We start from the raw sequence: 15992 nt of genomic DNA, 5'->3' as shown, positions 1-15992 counted from the left end.
GCATGAATGAATAATTCTTTATAGGGAGGAAGCATTCATATAATCTAGCCAAGCAAAGTAACAAGGGTGGAACCGCGGGAATACATATCCCCGTCCCTTTTTAAATAAGATGATTATTTAAAAAGGGACGGGGTTTTTTAGATTCTTTTAATTAAATAATCATTCATGGGTTAAAATAGTTTAAATTTGAAAGGAGTAGAAGCAATGATTAAAATTACATTAAAAGATGGTAGTGTTAAAGAGTGTCAAAAAGGCATTACTGTCCTTGGCGTAGCAGAAGAACTTAGCGCAGGACTTGCAAGAATGGCATGTGCCGGTAAAGTAAATGGGGAAATGGTGGATCTTAGAACAGAACTTAATGAAGACTGTAGTCTTGAAATCCTTACTTTTAATGATAAAGAAGGAAAATGGGCATTCCGTCATACAGCAGCTCATATTTTAGCTCAAGCTGTAAAAAGGGTTTTCCCAGAAGTAAAACTTGCAATTGGACCAGCTATTGAAGATGGTTTTTATTATGATTTTGATACAGAAAGACACTTTGTAGAAGCAGATTTTGAAAAAATTGAAGCTGAAATGAAGAAAATCGTTAAAGAAAAACTTCCGATTGAAAGATTTGAACTTCCTAGAGAAGAAGCTATTAAACTAATGGAAGAAGCAGAAGAACCATATAAAGTAGAATTAATACGTGAGCTTCCAGAAGGTGAGAAAATCACTTTTTACAAACAGGGCGACTTTGTTGATCTTTGCGCAGGACCACACCTTATGAGTACAAAACCTGTAGAAGCTTTCAAAATCTTATCAGCAGCAGGTGCTTACTGGAAAGGGAATGAAAAGAACAAAATGCTTGCGCGTATATACGCAACAGCATTTACCAAAAAAGCAGATTTAGCAGCTCATCTTGAAGCTTTAGAAGAAGCTAAAAAACGTGATCACAACAAGCTTGGTCGTGAACTTAAACTTTTTACAACAGATGAAAAAGTGGGTCAGGGTCTACCATTACTTATGCCAAAAGGTGCTAGAATTGTTCAAACCCTTCAACGTTTTGTAGAAGATGAGGAAGAAAAAAGAGGTTATGTATTAACTAAAACACCTCTTATGGCTAAAAGTGATCTTTACAAAATGTCAGGTCACTGGGATCACTATAAAGATGGTATGTTCGTACTTGGAGATGAAGAAAAGGATAAAGAGGTATTTGCACTTCGTCCTATGACATGTCCATTCCAATTCACAGTTTATAATGCAGAACAACACAGCTATCGTGATCTCCCAATTCGTTATGGTGAAACTTCTACTTTATTTAGAAATGAATCATCAGGTGAAATGCATGGTCTTATTCGTGTAAGACAGTTTACTATTTCTGAAGGACATCTTGTATGTACACCAGAACAATTAGAAGATGAATTTAGAGGTGTTATTGAGCTAATCAATTACATGATGGCAACACTTGGCATTGAAAATGATATCAGCTACCGTTTCTCTAAATGGGATCCAGCAAATACTGAAAAATATATTAATGATCCAGAGGCTTGGGAAAGAACAGAAAGTCTCATGAGAAATATCTTAGATCACTTACAAATTAATTACGAAGAAGCTGTAGGTGAAGCGGCCTTCTATGGACCAAAACTTGATATTCAATTTAAAAATGTACATGGTAAAGAAGATACAATCATTACTGTACAAATCGACTTTGCTCTTGGAGAAAGGCTTGGTATGACTTATATTGATGCAGATGGTGAGAAAAAACACCCACTTATCATTCACCGTACTTCTATTGGCTGCTATGAAAGAACACTTGCTATGCTTATTGAAAAGTATGCTGGGCAGTTCCCAATATGGCTTGCGCCAGTGGCTGTTAAAGTACTTCCGCTTTCTGATAAGTATGCAGATTATGCAGCAGAAGTTGTTAAAGCGTTTAAAGACCGTGGCATCTTAAAAGTAGAAGCTGACTATCGCACAGAAAAAATTGGATATAAAATCAGAGAAGCACGTATGGAAAGAATTCCATATATCGTTGTTGTCGGTGCAGAAGAAATGGAAAATAAGACCGTTTCTGTTCGTAGCCGTCAAAAAGGTGATGAAGGTGCACAAAGTCTTGAAAGCTTTGTTAATCGTGTAGATGAAGAAATTAAAACAAAATTCAATTATCTTAAACACATGGAAATTGAAGAAAATAAATAAGATAGAAATAAATATTTTACGTAAAATAAAAGTTGACAAATAAAACAAGGCATGTTAAGATAAATGAGGTTTTAAGGCAAATGATTGCCAGGCGAAGTAGAAGCTATTCTTCTCACCTTACAACAAAAGGGTTCGTAAGGTCATACTAATTAAGACATGATTATATTTCATTTAGTATGGATTTTTAGAGAGGTGGATAGTTTCGGCTATCCACCTTATTTAGTTGATATAGCAAATAAATATACTAATAAGGGTATATTATTAAAAGCGGCTCACCCATCGCTTAAAGGGTGATTAAAATAATAAATTTAGGCAAACACAATTTAGGAGGTGCCCGTTATTAACGATTTAATGATCAACGAACAAATTCGTGACAAAGAAGTAAGACTAGTAGGAGCTGATGGAGAACAAATTGGTATTGTTTCTAGCAAAGAAGCACAAAAAATGGCAGCTGAGAAAAACTTAGACTTAGTTAAAATTGCTCCACAAGCAAAACCACCAGTTTGTAAAATCATGGACTATGGTAAATACAAATTTGATGCAGCAAAGAAAGAAAAAGAAGCGCGTAAAAAACAAAAAGTTGTTAGCGTTAAAGAAGTAAGACTTTCTGCTAGTATTGAAAAACACGACTTTGAAACGAAGATGAAAAATGCAGCTAAGTTCCTTAAAGCAGGGGATAAAGTTAAAATTTCAGTTGTATTCCGTGGGCGTGAAATGATGCATACTCATAGAGGTAATGAACTTCTTGAACAAGCGTTAGTTTTAATTGAAGAAGTTGGAGTAGCAGAACAAAAACCTAAATTAGAAGGTAGAGCAATGGTTATCGTGGTAGCACCAAAATAGTTACCTTTTGATACAAAATAATCAAATGAATAAAGGAGGATCATTATCATGGCTAAATTAAAATTAAAAACAAATAGAGCAGCTGCAAAACGTTTCAAAGTTACAGGAACTGGTAAATTAAAACGTAACAAAGCTTACAAAAGACATATTTTAACTAAAAAATCTACAAAAACAAAACGTAACTTAAGAAAAGCTGGTATTGTAGATAGCACAAACGAAAAACAAATGAAGAGAATTTTACCATATTTATAAGATACGATAGGAGGTTAAGACAATGGCAAGAGTTAAAGGCGGAATGTCTACTAAAAAAAGACGTAATAGAGTATTAAAATTAGCTAAAGGTTACAGAGGAGCTAAATCAAAACAATTCAGAACAGCTAAACAAGCTGTAATGAAATCATTAAACTACGCATATGTAGGTCGTAAATTAAGAAAAAGAGAATTCAGACGTTTATGGATTGCACGTATCAACGCTGCAGCTCGTTTAAACGGATTATCATATAGCCGTTTCATGAACGGATTAAAAAATGCTAACGTTAACATCAACAGAAAAATGTTATCAGAATTAGCAATCACAAATCCAGCTGCTTTCACACAATTAGTTGAAACAGCTAAAGCTAACTTAAAATAATGCTTTTTGAAGCTACTATTCATGTGATATTCACAGGAATAGTAGCTTTTTGCATCTGGTTGGTGAATTGTACAAATAGAAATTTGTCGGTGGCTTTACTAGGCTATTTGGGCAAAGCTGAGAGAGGGTGACCATCCTACGTGGTTCCGTTCCGTATTTTCAGTAGGCACTAAGCTCACTTTTTTGGATGAACGTCCACAAACTCGGTTCCCGGGGGCACGTGGACTAAGGAACATCCAAAACGTTCGCTAAGTGCCTACTGAAAATACTCCGAAGTCACCCCGCTAGGACAGCCACCCTCGCTCAGTTCTACCAGCAATAACGCGTAAAGTCGCCTCCATTAAGTGTTTTCAAGAAAAAACAAAACTTGTTATTATCTTTTTTCTGCACTTTTCACTTAGGGGTTTGAACACTTAAGAGATCAATAATGCTTGTAAGGCTCCCTAGCTTCCTTACAGAGCTACTTCTTGGCAAAATAGACTTATGGGAAGCTTTATACGTTATTGCCTTGGGCGCCTGCCCCCGGCTTCGAGTATTTTTTAACTGTCGTTACGCCTTCTTTCCACGCTGCTTCACTGTCTTGGATGTTTATGAGGTCAACAACGTTTGTGAAAATGAGTGGGTATGGGTGCCTGGAGTAGTGACTTGGGAGCATTTTTTAGAAGCACTTAGTGAACGTTTTAGATGGGTTTTAGGCAGCTGTTTGAACGAAGTGAGTTCTGCCGTTCATCTAAATAAGTGAACTTAGTGCTTCAAAAAATGTGAACCGGAACAACGGAATGCACCCATACCCACTCGTTTTCTCTCAGACGTACTTCTTATAAACGCCAAGACAAATTTCAATTTACAATATACGCTTTGCTAAGAGATGTTGTTTTCAAATTATTTGTAATATGATAAACTATTTATAAAAGGAGGGAAGGTAATGAAGAAAAAATATGTGGGGATTGTTTTAGTATGTATGCTCATTTTAAATTTGTTTCAAGGAATATTGCCCTTGGAAGCTACGCCCAATACGGAAAAACAATTAATTATTCATTATTACAGACCAGATAAGCAGTATGAGGAATGGAATCTATGGATGTGGCTTGACGGAAAGGATGGAAACGTTACCGAATTTACTGAAGAAGATGAATTTGGTGTAAAGGCTATTATTCCTTTAGAGGAAACAGCTAATAAGGTAGGTTTTATTGTAAGAACTAATGATTGGGCAAAAGACGTATCGGATGATCGCTTTGTGGCAACAACAGAAGCTATCAATGAAATATGGCTCGTGTCAGGAGATGAAACGATTTATACAGAAGAGCCTAATCTTTCTGGTGGTGCAGTAATACTGCCAGAACAAGTTACCTTGAATGTACATTATAATAGGTATGATAGAAATTATGAAGATTGGAAACTATGGTTATGGCCTGAAGGTAAAGAGGGGATAAGTTATAATTTTGAAAAGGAAGATGCCTATGGTAAGGTGGCAACCTTTACAGTAAAAGACATAGGATCAATACGTAAGTTAGGGTTTTGGCTCTATAAAAAAGATGTACAAAATAAAGATGTGGAAATAGATCGTTTTATTTCTACTACTAAAGCTGATGAGAATGGGAAAATTGATATTTACTTAAAGCAAGGAGAAGAAAAAGTGGGATACAGTAAAGAAGAAATGTACATTAAGCCTAGTGTGAGCTGGGCAACCATGGATACAATGGAAAGTATTTGTTTAGGTGTTAATGTTCCTTTTGAAACAAAGGAAGATCTTAAAGCGGATTTTAGTGTGACTAAAGCAGGGAAGAAAATAGCAATCAATAAAGTGGAGTTATTAAATGAAATGGAAGGTGGACTAGCTAAAGGTGCTAAGCTTTACTTAGCTGAAACCATTGACTTTAACGGTATTTATGAAGTAGCTAAAGAGGGGTATGAAGCAAAGATGGCTACAGCAGGAGAGATTTTTAATACAGAAGCTTTTAATCAGCTTTATTATTATGAGGGAGATGATTTGGGGGCTAATTATCAAAAAGAGCGTACAGCTTTTAAATTATGGGCACCTACAGCCAGTGAAGTCGAAGTCATCCTTTATGATGCAGGTAATGATGGTAAAATGCTACAAAAAGTGCCGATGACAAAACAAGAAAAAGGTACTTGGAGTGCTACAATTGAAGGTGACCAAAATGCTGTTTATTATACTTATAAGGTACGTATTAACGGAGAATGGCGAGAAGTTGTAGATCCTTATGCAAGAACAACTGGAGTAAATGGTATGAGAGCTATGGTGATTGACCTTGCAGAAACGAACCCAGAAGGGTGGGAAACACAAAAGGGACCAGAGCTTAAAAATCCAACAGATGCCATTATTTATGAACTACATATAAGAGATTTATCAACTCATGAGAATTCAGGGATTACGCATAAAGGTAAATTTCTAGGTTTAACAGAAACTGAGACGACAACTAGTACAGGTGTAAAAACAGGCCTTAACCATATTAAAGAATTAGGGGTTACACATGTTCATCTATTACCGGCTTTTGACTATAGTTCTGTTGATGAAACTAAGTTAGAAGAAAATGATTTTAACTGGGGCTATGACCCACAAAATTATAATGTACCAGAAGGCTCCTATGCCACAGATCCTTATCACGGAGAAGTAAGAGTAAAAGAATTTAAACAGGCCATACAGACGCTTCATCAAAATGATATAGGTGTCATTATGGATGTGGTTTATAATCATACAGCTAAAAGTGCAGACTCCAATTTAAATCTTATTGTACCAGACTATTATTATAGAAAGAATTTAGATGGTAGCTTTTCAAATGGTTCAGGTTGTGGCAATGAAATAGCTTCAGAACGGGCTATGGTAAGAAAAATGATTATAGATTCAGTAGTCTATTGGGCTAAAGAATACAAGATTGATGGTTTTAGATTTGACCTTATGGGCCTGATAGATATTGATACAATGAATGAAATCCGTACTGAATTAGATAAAATCAATCCTAATATTTTAATTTATGGTGAAGGCTGGACAGCTTCTTCCTCTACATTACCTACAAATAAGCAAGCGCTTAAAGTAAATGCAGGAGAATTAAATCACATAGCTGTTTTTAGTGATGATTTTAGAGATGGTATTAAAGGGCATGTTTTTGAAAGTACAGCTTCAGGGTTCGCAAATGGTGGAGCAGGGTTTGAAGAAACAATTAAATTTGGGATTGTAGGAGCAACTAAGCATCCACAAGTTGATTATGCACAGGTAAATTATTCAAAAGCACCTTTTGCAAAATCACCAAGTCAAACAGTTAATTATGTATCAGCTCATGATAACTTAACTTTATGGGATAAGATTGAACTCACTAATCCAGAAGATGGCATGGAAGAGAGACTAAAGATTCATAAATTAAGTAATGCGATGGTACTTACTTCACAAGGTATTCCTTTCTTACATGCAGGTGTAGAATTTGTACGTACCAAGGGTGGTAATGAGAACAGTTTTTCAGCAGGAGATGAGATTAATCAATTAGATTGGAGTAGAAAAATTGGATTTAAAGATGTGTATGATTATTATAGAGGTCTTATAGAGCTAAGAAAAAAACATCCAGCTTTTCGAATGACTACAGCAGAAGAAATTAGTGAGCATTTAACTTTCCTTGAAATGCCTACAGAAGAAATGGTAGGCTACAAAATAAATGAGCATGCTAATGGAGATGAGTGGGAAGAAATTGTTGTTTTATTTAATGCTAATAAGGAAGAACAAAAAATAGTATTAGATAGAGGCGATTGGGAAGTAGTCGTTAATGATCAAGTGGCGGGTATAGCACCTATAGAGACCATAGTAGGTAATGAAGTTGTGGTACCTAGTAGAAGTGCAATGGTATTAGTAAAAGCAAAAGGAGTAGAGACAAGTACAGAACAACAAGTAGATAGTCAAAATGAAACAACCAGGTCTCAAGCTAAAACAATAGCTTATATTGTAGGTGGTGTTGCAGTAGCAGTAGTAGCTGCTTTTGGTGTGAGAAGAAGGTTGAAAAATAAGCATTAAAGAAATGATGTTAGGCATTTAAAAAAGGCGCTATGATAAGATGAATCATAGCACCTTTTTTATGCAAAAATGAATGATGAAGTATTATATATAGATAAAAGCTAGGCTAAGAGCAATAGAAACAATGGTGCTAGTTAAAGCAATCATTAAGTGAACTCTCTTTTTACTAAAGAAATACACAATAACATAGAAACTTCCTAGAGCAAGTCCTAAAAAGGAAAGGAAGTTAGCAAAAGGTAGAAAAAAGTTGATCCCTATATAAAGTAAGAAGAAAGTAATAGCTAAGGTAAGGACATTGTAAATATGGGCATAGTCGATCACGTTACTTTTTGTGGGACGTTTCATAGAGACCTCCTAAAATGGACAATAAGTATTTATTATTAAGTTATGATAAAGTAGATAAAATATGCTTGTTTTTTTGAAAAATTCTTCTTTATAGCTACATAATGACATGTTATAAAGATAAGGTGGTGACAGAATAAAAGTACTAGTTAAAATAGTGAGTGAATGACTAAAGGGAGGGAAGATAGCCATAAAATTATAAGTTTTTTATTAATTAATTGAATTTTAATTGAAAATTAAGGATTGTCACTTATAATAATGGTTAGTAAGTATAGCGTTATAGCTATATGCAAAAACAAAGGCATTAAAGGAGGATTATATGAAAGGCAAAAAGAAGTACATCATTATTGGTGTAGTGGGTATTATGATTGTATTGGGTGTTATTGCAAGTATGAATAAACCAGAAGTGGAAGAAACAATCGGAGGTTATAAAGAAGGACCACGTGTACAAGTTGAGAAAATTAAAAAAGATAATATAGAGGCAAAAATTTCTTCAAGTGGTAAATTAAAAGCAGTTGATAGCCAAACTGTTTATCTTGATGCAAGTAATAAAATTATTACCATTAATAAAGAAGTAGGCGATACCGTAAAGCAAGGAGAAGTGATTTTAGTATTAGATCAGGAAGCAGAGCTTTCAAGTCAAAAAAACCTAGAAGCTTTAGAAGCACAGTTAGTAGCAGCTAAAGAGAGTTTAAATCAGTTACTTGGTGCAGCTTCTAAAGGAGATATTTTAAGCGCACAAGCTACTTTGACACAATTAAAAAACAACAGAAAAGATACAGAAACAAGTATAACAAATAAAAAAGTAGACTTATCAAATTTAGAAAAAGATTTAAAACAAGCTGAAACAGATTTAAAAGTGAATGAGGAACTTTTTGAAGCTGGGGCTTTATCACAAAAAGACTTAGATGATTCTAAAGATAAGGTGACAACTTTAAAACAAAATATCGATCAGATGAAAACTGCTATTACTAGTCTTGAATCAAGTTTAAAACAAATGGACTTACAAATTGAAACAGCTCAGTACAATTTGGATTTATTAAATAATAAAGTAGAAGATAGTAATAAAAAGCAACAAATTGCTTCAGCTGAAGGTCAAATTAAAAGCTTAGAAAGTCAAATTTATACCGCTAAAAATAATTTACAAAATACGTCAACAAGTGTAGTAGCCCCTATAAATGGTGTTATTACTTACTTACCAGAAGAAGAGGGGATGCCTATAACAGCAGGAAGTAAAATTTTAACGATTGTAGATCCTAGCAAATTAGAAGTAACTTGTGACATTTCACCTTATTACGCAGCAGACTTAAGAGTTGGTTTAGATGCAGTTATTAAGTATACAGGTTCTAAAACCATTGAAGTAGCAGGTAAAGTTGCTAAGGTGGCAGCTGTAGCAGATGTCAAACAAAGTTCTAGTGGTGAAACAGTTTCACTTCCAGTAAAAGTAGAAGTAACACAGCCGGGTGAAGTAATTAAACCAGGTTTTTCTGTAGATGTTAAGATTATTACTGATACAAGATCTGATGTATGTGTAGCACCTATTTTAGCAGTTATGGAAGATGATGATAAAAACTATTATGTTTATGTAGTGGCTGAAGATGGAACCATTAGTAGAAAAGATGTTAAGCAAGGTTTAAGCAATGGTCTATATACCGAAATCGAAGGGGTACAAGAAGGTGAACTAGTTGTAAGTAATCCAGCTGATTACTTAGCAGAAGGAACTAAAGTGTCTTATGAGAAGTTAGGTGATGAACAATGATAGATATTCAAAAAGTGAATAAAATTTATAGAAATGGTCGCCTAGAACTCCAAGCTTTATTTGATATTGACTTCAAGGTAGAAAAAGAAGAGTTCGTATCTATCATGGGGGCTTCTGGTTCAGGTAAATCAACCTTTTTGCAAATTCTAGGCTGTCTTGACCATGCTACGAGTGGTACTTACATATTAGATGGGATAAATGTTTCTGAAGCAAAGGATAAAGATTTCTCAAGAATTAGAAATCAAAAAATAGGCTTTGTCTTTCAATCCTTTAATTTATTACCTAAACTCACTATTACTGAAAATGTAGAACTACCTATGATGTATGCAGGCATCAAACCCAGAGAGAGAAGGGAACGTGCAGTTGATGCACTCATTAGAGTAGGGTTAGGAAATCGTATTAAGCATACACCCAATGAAATCTCAGGAGGCCAAAGACAAAGGGTAGCAATTGCTAGGGCCCTTGTTAATAATCCCGCTATTATTTTAGCGGATGAGCCCACAGGAAACCTAGATAGTAAATCTAGTGTAGAGATAATGAATATTTTTCAAGGTTTAAATAATGAAGGTGTTACAATTGTTATGGTTACCCATGAACCAGATATTGCAGAATTTACTAAGAGAAGAGTTGTATTTAGGGATGGTATCATTATTGAAGATGCACCTATACAAAATAGGAGAGGTATATCCTAATGAATATGTTAGGTGAAAGCATTAAATCTGCAATTAAACAACTCATGGGAAATAAGGGGAGAACTATCCTTACAATGTTAGGGATGTTTATTGGAGTAGGAGCCGTTATTATGATTTTAGCTTTAGGAACGGGCTTCCAAACCTATATTAAGAGTTCTTTTATGGATATGGGTTTAGGAGTTTTCCAAATTAGTGCAAAAGAGCAAAAATCAGAATATAAGATTGATGTAGAAGACATTAATTTGATTAAAGCGCTGCCAGAAGTGGATAGTGTCGTAAGAGGAAATGATAGTAGAGGTAGTCTTTACACACAAAAAGGAGATAGCTTTCAGTGTAATATTTCAGGTATTGAACCTGATTATGTCAATGAAATTTCACCACTAGATATTTTAGCTGGTAGAAATTTAAATGATAAAGATGAAGAGGCTTATAGCAATTCAGTGGTCATTGCAGATGTTGTATCTAAAGCACTTTTTGGTGAAAAATCTTATGAGCGTGTAGTGGGAGAACAGATTGAAATAACCATTAACAAGCAGCCTATTAGTTTTCAAATCATAGGTATTTATAAAACCAATAGTTCAAAGGATTTAAGTAGAAAAGAACTAGACCGTATGATTACTCAAAAGACTTTTTATATACCTTATAGCAAACTAGACCAGCTTTTAGGCTTAGGTGGTTCTGTAAGAACTATTGCAGGTATTGTAAAGGATGACTATGACCAAAGTGAAGTAACAACTAGGATAGGACAAATTCTTAATAAAAGGCATCATTTAAAAGATGGTTATTCTATTCAAACCTATGTACAAATTATTCAGATGGTAGACAGTGTCATGAATATTGTTACTTTATTTATTAGCGCTATAGCTAGTATTTCTCTTGTAGTAGGTGGCGTTGGTATTATGAATATTATGCTTGTTACAGTTAAAGAGCGAACGAGAGAAATCGGTATTCGTAAGGCATTAGGAGCTTCTAATAAAGATGTATTGGTACAATTCTTAATTGAAGCCTTGATGGTAACACTAATAGCAGGAATACTAGGCATGCTATTAGGATATATAGGTGCTATGATGATTGGTAATCAACTAGGTATTATGGCTGAGTTTACATTAGGGATGATCTTATTCGCAACCCTAACCTCAGTTACTATTGGACTTGTATTTGGCGTATATCCGGCTTATCAAGCGGCGCAGTTAGACCCTATAGAAGCCTTAAGAGCAGATTAAGAAAGGAAGGAAGAAAAAATGAGAGAAACGCTAAAAAATGCCTTAAGTCAGCTTAAAGGCAATAAATTAAGAACCTTCCTTACGATGCTAGGCATGCTTATTGGTATTAGTGCTGTTATTATTATTTTAAGCTTAGGAGAAGGTGTAAAAGGCTACGTTAATGGTCAGTTTAGTGGTGTTGGTAAAGGAACAATTCAAATTATGACTATGGATTATTCGGAGGATAATTTGTTAACACCAGAGGATTTTGAAGTGATTAGTCAAATCCCGGAAGTAATGGATGTTTTACCTTATCATGAACAATACATAGGCACAGCTAAGAATTATAAGAAGGAAGAAAAGACTTTAATGCTTTTTGGCATTACTTATGACTATGAAAAGGTACAATCGATAAGTCTTAAGTATGGAAGAATGTTCTTAGAGCAAGATGAGACTTTAAGAAGTAACGTAATCATAGTAGAAGATAATTTTGCTAAAATCATGTTCAATGTCAAGGATCCTAAATATGCTCTAGGAAAAACCATTGACATGAATATTGGTGGAGAAGTACAGAGTTTTGAAATTGTTGGTGTTACTAAAAGCTACTATCCTTCAGCAGCACCTGAGGAAATGATTGCACCTATTGTCTATTTACCATTTGCTACAGCAGATAAATATTTACAGGGAGGCGAAGGCAAATCCTATGAAGCGATGGTTGTTATTAATGACGACTATGAAGCTTCAGATTACAGTACACCAATTAGAAAGCTACTTGAGAAAAGACATGGTAAAGAAGATATTTATATGGTTATGTCTGTAATGGAAGCTTCTAATACGTATAATGATGTTTTAGATAAACTGAATTTATTTACGAGTATTGTAGCGGCTGTTTCACTTTTAGTAGGTGGTATTGGCATCATGAATATTATGATGGTGACCGTTAAAGAACGTACAAGGGAAATTGGAATAAGAAAAGCTTTAGGTGCTACTGATCGTCAGATTTTAACACAATTTTTAATCGAAGCGCTTATGTTGACTTTGTTGGGCGGTATAACAGGTCTTTTAGTAGGCTATTTTGGTGGGGTGTTAATTGCCTCAGCTATAGGAATAACAGCTAAATTAACATGGGGTATGATTATTTTTTCAGCAGGTACTTCAAGCAGTATCGGTATTATATTTGGTGTTTATCCTGCTTATAAAGCAGCTAAATTAGATCCAGTTGAAGCTTTAAGAGAGGAATAAAGTGTAATTTTAATCAAATTTTAATGACAATGTTATATAAAATTTAGAAATAAACCTTATAATAAATAGTAAGGTATGAAAATTAATAGCATGGAGAGGAAAGGAGTAAAATATGAAGATAGGAAAAAGTATAAGCAAAGCTATTTTAGTAATGACAGTTTTAACTGTAAGTACATCAGCTTTTGCTAATGACATAGTTAAAAAAGTATTAACTGTAGAAGAAGCTACTAAAATGGCTATTAGTAATGATAGTCAGCTTAAGACCAACAAGCTTAACTTAGAAGTTTATAAAGAAAAATTGAAGAATAACAATTTAGAGGTTTATCAGTATACAGATCTAGATATTAGCACTAAGCAATTAGAACAAACTATAAGTTTTTCAGCGGATAAGATTTCTAATGAGGTCTGGAGTCTTTATAATAATTACATTTTAACAATTCAAGAACTTGCTATTATGGAAGGAAGAATAGAGCTTTCCGATAAGCAGCTTATACAAGCTAAAATTAAAAAAGAAAGAGGCCTAATAAGCCAAGTGGACTATGATGAACTGCTCAATAAAATAGAGGCTTTAAAAGATGAAAATCGTGCTAAACAGCAAAGTATTAGTGATATGAATAAGAAGTTTAAAATGTTAGTAGGAGTAGATATAACGCAATATGAACTTCAAAACAATATAAGTTATGAGCTATTTAAATATAGAGATAATATAGATGGATATATTGCAGGAAAAGTAGATGATATGCTTAAGTATAGTGAGGAACTTGCTAATTATTATGACCAGACACGTATAGATCGTGCTTCAGATAAGGTGGGTGGATTAGCACCCTATTGGGTAGATTATTTAGATGTAAAAGCAGAAAGCAGTCAAAAATATACTACTATTACAAATAATCGACAAAAATATAAAGAATCTTTACTAAGTGTGTATTCATCTTTACTATCTAATGAAGCAAAGTTAGAGCAGGCTAAAGCCAATATAAGCGTGTTAGAAAAGCAATTAAAAGTTGCAGAGATTAAGTTTAATGCAGGCCTAATAAGTACATATGACTATGAATCAGTAAAACAAGATATGGCTGAAAAAGAATTTGAAATAGAATCATTAACATATGCGTGTGAACAAGGAAAACGCATTTTAGAGAAACCGTGGCTAAGTTAGTTAAAAATAAAAATCACTTTTCATTTTACTAAAAATAAAAATCACTTTTCATTTTACTAAAAATGAAAAGTGATTTTTTATTTTTAAGGGAATTGTAACATAAATAATATTATAACAATAATTAGTTTTCTGATTATTGTTTTGCTCTGAAAGGGGAACTTATACTAAACATTAAGTTTGGTAAGAATAAATTTTTTGTGGTTTTGTATTGACGTATTTAGAAGAAATATGTATAATTTTCTATGGCAAGTTTAATGAATGTAAACAAAAAGTTTATTTATATATACTGTAATACACAGAGGGGGCTAGATAATATGGATATTGGGGCTAAGATTAATCAGCTTCGTAAGAAGAATGGTTTAACCCAAGAAGAACTAGCAGATAGGTGTGAGCTTTCAAAAGGCTTCATTTCTCAAGTAGAAAGAGGTTTAACTTCACCTTCTATTGCCACACTCATTGATATATTAGAGTGTTTAGGCACTAATCTAAAGGATTTCTTTAATGAATCCAGTCAAGAAAAAATTGTTTTCACAAAAGAAGATGTTTTTGAAAAAGAGGATAAAGATCATAATAATATGATCACATGGCTTATCCCAAATGCACAAAAAAATGATATGGAACCCATCCTGATACATATTGAACCAGGAGGAAAATCTAGTGTGGGAGCACCTCATGATGGAGAAGAATTTGGTTATGTGATTGCAGGTAATGTATATGTTCACTTAGGTAATAAAAAGTTTAAAGCGAAAAAAGGTGACAGCTTTTATTTTAGACCAACAAGTGACCATTATCTTCACAATCCAGGGAAGACCAAAGCTATCGTTCTATGGGTTGCTACGCCACCAAGTTTTTAAAGGAGTAGACGGAAATGACAGAAGAGTTAACTACCAAAGATTATATTATTGATTTAAAGCATATTACCAAGAAATATGATGATAATTTAGTTTTAGATGATATTAATATGTATATAAGACGAAATGAATTTTTGACTTTACTAGGTCCTAGCGGTTGTGGAAAAACGACTTTGCTTCGTATTATTGGTGGTTTTGAAGAATGTACAAATGGAGAAGTCCTTTTTGAAGGTAAAAACATTGCAGATTTACCACCTTATAAAAGAAAAATTAATACCGTTTTTCAAAAGTACGCTTTATTTCCACATATGAATGTAGAAGATAACATTGCCTTTGGACTTCAAATTAAGAAGATGGATAAGAAAGTTATTAGAGAAAAAGTAAAAGAAATGTTAGCATTAGTTAATCTTGAAGGTTATGAAAAACGTTCAGTAGATTCATTAAGTGGTGGACAACAACAACGTATTGCCATTGCAAGAGCACTTATTAATGAACCTGAAGTATTGCTTTTAGATGAGCCTCTAGCAGCACTTGACTTAAAGCTTAGAAAAGGGATGCAATTGGAACTTAAGCGTATTCAACAAAAAGTAGGTATTACTTTCATTTTCGTAACACATGATCAAGAGGAAGCCTTAAGTATGTCCGATACAATTGCAGTTATGAAAGATGGTAAAGTACAACAAATTGGTAGTCCAATTGATATTTATAATGAACCTAAAAATGCCTTTGTGGCAGATTTTATTGGAGAAAGTAATATTTTACAAGGGACAATGTTAAAGGATTATAAAGTTCATTTTCATGGTAGAGACTTTGAATGTGTAGACTTTGGATTTAATGATGGCGAAACAGTAGATGTAGTTGTAAGACCAGAGGATATTCAAATTGTGAAAGCAGATGCAGGAATGCTTACAGGAGATGTAGAAGCGGTTACTTTTAAAGGTGTTCATTATGAGATGCTTATTCGCTCAGAAGAATTTTTATGGATGGTACATTCAACGACTATGTCACCAATAGGTTCAAAGGTTGGGATGATTATTAACCCACCAGAAATACACATTATGAAAAGGAGATAGGA

Annotated in this window: 13 protein-coding genes and 1 other annotated feature (1 of these 14 running past the window's edge); of the genes, 12 read left to right on the top strand and 1 reads right to left on the bottom strand. The window is 33.9% G+C overall.

Annotated features, from left to right (window positions below; translation table 11 throughout):
* Positions 1-101, top strand: a binding site (T-box leader); it begins 172 nt to the left of the window's first position.
* Positions 102-204: 103 nt separating this feature from the next.
* The 5 genes from thrS (at position 205) to pulA (ending at position 7673) form a co-directional block, all read left to right on the top strand.
* Positions 205-2178 (top strand): threonine--tRNA ligase, encoded by a 1974-nt coding sequence (gene thrS, locus EKH84_RS17630; protein WP_127067318.1) that lies wholly within the window; start codon positions 205-207, stop codon positions 2176-2178.
* A 351-nt stretch (positions 2179-2529) separates the two neighbouring features.
* The gene (gene infC / locus EKH84_RS17625; RefSeq protein WP_127067317.1) at positions 2530-3021 is read left to right on the top strand and encodes a translation initiation factor IF-3; all 492 of its coding nucleotides are present in this window, start codon (positions 2530-2532) and stop codon (positions 3019-3021) included.
* Positions 3022-3069: 48 nt separating this feature from the next.
* Positions 3070-3273, top strand: a complete 204-nt coding sequence (gene rpmI, locus EKH84_RS17620) for a 50S ribosomal protein L35 (RefSeq protein ID WP_013657923.1) — start codon at positions 3070-3072, stop codon at positions 3271-3273.
* Positions 3274-3295: 22 nt separating this feature from the next.
* Positions 3296-3652, top strand: a complete 357-nt coding sequence (gene rplT, locus EKH84_RS17615) for a 50S ribosomal protein L20 (RefSeq protein WP_013657922.1) — start codon at positions 3296-3298, stop codon at positions 3650-3652.
* A gap of 925 nt (positions 3653-4577) precedes the next feature.
* Entirely contained in the window at positions 4578-7673 is a 3096-nt protein-coding gene (gene pulA / locus EKH84_RS17610; RefSeq protein WP_127067316.1) for a type I pullulanase, read from the top strand.
* A gap of 84 nt (positions 7674-7757) precedes the next feature.
* On the opposite strand, the gene EKH84_RS17605 is transcribed toward pulA, so the two are convergent.
* The gene (locus tag EKH84_RS17605; protein WP_127067315.1) at positions 7758-8018 is read right to left on the bottom strand and encodes a hypothetical protein; all 261 of its coding nucleotides are present in this window, start codon (positions 8016-8018) and stop codon (positions 7758-7760) included.
* 316 nt (positions 8019-8334) lie between these two features.
* Here EKH84_RS17605 and EKH84_RS17600 point away from each other — a divergent pair, with 316 nt between their 5' ends.
* The 7 genes from EKH84_RS17600 (at position 8335) to potA (ending at position 15990) form a co-directional block, all read left to right on the top strand.
* A complete protein-coding gene (locus EKH84_RS17600; protein ID WP_127067314.1) occupies positions 8335-9774 on the top strand; it encodes an efflux RND transporter periplasmic adaptor subunit in 1440 nt (479 codons plus the stop codon).
* Positions 9771-10466: an ABC transporter ATP-binding protein gene (locus tag EKH84_RS17595; RefSeq protein ID WP_127067313.1), complete on the top strand. Its 696-nt coding sequence runs from the start codon at positions 9771-9773 to the stop codon at positions 10464-10466. The genes EKH84_RS17600 and EKH84_RS17595 overlap by 4 nt, the downstream gene beginning before the upstream one ends.
* Positions 10466-11689: an ABC transporter permease gene (locus EKH84_RS17590; protein WP_127067312.1), complete on the top strand. Its 1224-nt coding sequence runs from the start codon at positions 10466-10468 to the stop codon at positions 11687-11689. Before EKH84_RS17595 ends, EKH84_RS17590 begins: the two co-directional genes overlap by 1 nt.
* Positions 11690-11707: 18 nt before the next feature.
* On the top strand, positions 11708-12910 hold the full coding sequence (locus EKH84_RS17585; protein ID WP_127067311.1) for an ABC transporter permease: 1203 nt from the start codon (positions 11708-11710) through the stop codon (positions 12908-12910).
* A gap of 112 nt (positions 12911-13022) precedes the next feature.
* Positions 13023-14066 carry a TolC family protein gene (locus EKH84_RS17580; protein ID WP_127067310.1) on the top strand — a complete coding sequence of 348 codons (1044 nt, stop codon included), beginning with the start codon at positions 13023-13025 and terminating at the stop codon, positions 14064-14066.
* A gap of 314 nt (positions 14067-14380) precedes the next feature.
* Positions 14381-14920, top strand: a complete 540-nt coding sequence (locus EKH84_RS17575; RefSeq protein WP_013657913.1) for a helix-turn-helix domain-containing protein — start codon at positions 14381-14383, stop codon at positions 14918-14920.
* Between the two features lie 14 nt (positions 14921-14934).
* Complete coding sequence (gene potA / locus EKH84_RS17570) at positions 14935-15990, top strand: spermidine/putrescine ABC transporter ATP-binding protein (protein WP_127067309.1); 1056 nt, start codon at positions 14935-14937, stop codon at positions 15988-15990.
* The last annotated feature ends 2 nt before the right edge of the window (positions 15991-15992 follow it).

Source organism: Cellulosilyticum sp. WCF-2 (genome assembly GCF_003990395.1).
GTDB classification, from domain to species: domain Bacteria; phylum Bacillota; class Clostridia; order Lachnospirales; family Cellulosilyticaceae; genus Cellulosilyticum; species Cellulosilyticum lentocellum.
The sequence above is the reverse complement of the archived record's forward strand: the minus strand, read 5'-3'. Positions and strand labels throughout refer to the sequence as shown.